Annotated in this window: 1 rRNA gene; it reads left to right on the top strand. The window is 58.5% G+C overall.

Features of this window, described 5'->3' with window-relative positions:
• Positions 1-129: 129 nt before the first annotated feature.
• A 16S ribosomal RNA gene (locus HNP65_RS09665) occupies positions 130-1703 on the top strand.
• Positions 1704-1751: the final 48 nt, after the last annotated feature.

The raw sequence follows: 1751 nt of genomic DNA on the forward strand, positions 1-1751 counted from the left end.
TGTAACTTGACTAAGAGTTACAAACGTGGTAAATTAGAAGACGCGTTGGGCGAGGGGTCATTGAAAAATGGATAGCAGTCCTGAGGAAGAAGAGTCAGAGTTAAATCTGAAATGGGTGTTGAATAGACATTCATGGAGGGTTTGATCCTGGCTCAGGGTGAACGCTGGCGGCGTGCCTTACACATGCAAGTCGAGCGAAGCTGCTGGTGGAATCCCTTCGGGGAGGAAGCCAGTAGACTGAGCGGCGGACGGGTGAGTAACGCGTAGGTGACCTACCCCTCAGAGGGGGATAACTGGGGGAAACCTCAGCTAATACCCCATACGTTCCTACCTACAAGTAGGCAGGAAGAAAGGGAGCTAGTGCTCTGCTGAGGGAGGGGCCTGCGACCCATCAGGTAGTTGGTGAGGTAACGGCTCACCAAGCCGACGACGGGTAGCCGGTCTGAGAGGATGGCCGGCCACAAGGGCACTGAGACACGGGTCCTACTCCTACGGGAGGCAGCAGTGGGGGATTTTGGACAATGGGCGAAAGCCTGATCCAGCGACGCCGCGTGCGGGACGAAGCCCTTCGGGGTGTAAACCGCTGTGGTGGGAGACGAATAAGGTGAGGAGTGGAAAGCCTCACTGATGACGGTATCCCGCTAGAAAGCCCCGGCTAACTACGTGCCAGCAGCCGCGGTAATACGTAGGGGGCGAGCGTTACCCGGATTTACTGGGCGTAAAGGGGGCGTAGGCGGCCGTGGAAGTCCGGTGTGAAAACTCACGGCTCAACCGTGGGACTGCGCTGGAAACTACACGGCTTGAGGACGGTAGAGGGAGACGGAACTGCTGGTGTAGGGGTGAAATCCGTAGATATCAGCAGGAACGCCGGTGGAGAAGTCGGTCTCCTGGGCCGTTCCTGACGCTGAGGCCCGAAAGCTAGGGGAGCAAACCGGATTAGATACCCGGGTAGTCCTAGCCGTAAACGATGCCCACTAGGTGTGGGGGAGTAATTCCTCCGTGCTGAAGCTAACGCGATAAGTGGGCCGCCTGGGGAGTATGCCCGCAAGGGTGAAACTCAAAGGAATTGACGGGACCCCGCACAAGCGGTGGAGCGTGTGGTTTAATTGGACGCTAAGCCAAGAACCTTACCAGGGCTTGACATGCTGGTGGTACTGACCCGAAAGGGGAGGGACCTGTGGCGTTAGTCACGGGAGCCAGCACAGGTGGTGCACGGTCGTCGTCAGCTCGTGCCGTGAGGTGTTGGGTTAAGTCCCGCAACGAGCGCAACCCCTGCCCTTAGTTGCCAGCGGTTCGGCCGGGCACTCTAAGGGGACTGCCGGCGACGAGCCGGAGGAAGGAGGGGATGACGTCAGATACTCGTGCCCCTTATGCCCTGGGCGACACACGCGCTACAATGGGTGGGACAGCGGGAAGCGAGCCAGCGATGGTGAGCGAAACCCTTAAACCCACTCTCAGTTCGGATTGCAGGCTGAAACCCGCCTGCATGAAGCCGGAATCGCTAGTAATCGCGGATCAGCCACGCCGCGGTGAATACGTTCCCGGGGTTTGTACACACCGCCCGTCACGCCACCCGAGTTGGCAGCGCCCGAAGATGGGTACTCCAACCGGAAGGGGGAGGCCTATTGAGGGCGAGGCTGGCGAGGGGGGCGAAGTCGTAACAAGGTAGGTGTACCGGAAGGTGCGCCTGGATCACCTCCTTTCTAAGGAGTAAAAAATAATCAGGACTGCTATCCATTTTTGAGTGGCTG

Origin of the sequence: Thermosipho japonicus (assembly GCF_014201655.1) — a bacterium.
Lineage (GTDB): Bacteria > Thermotogota > Thermotogae > Thermotogales > Fervidobacteriaceae > Thermosipho > Thermosipho japonicus.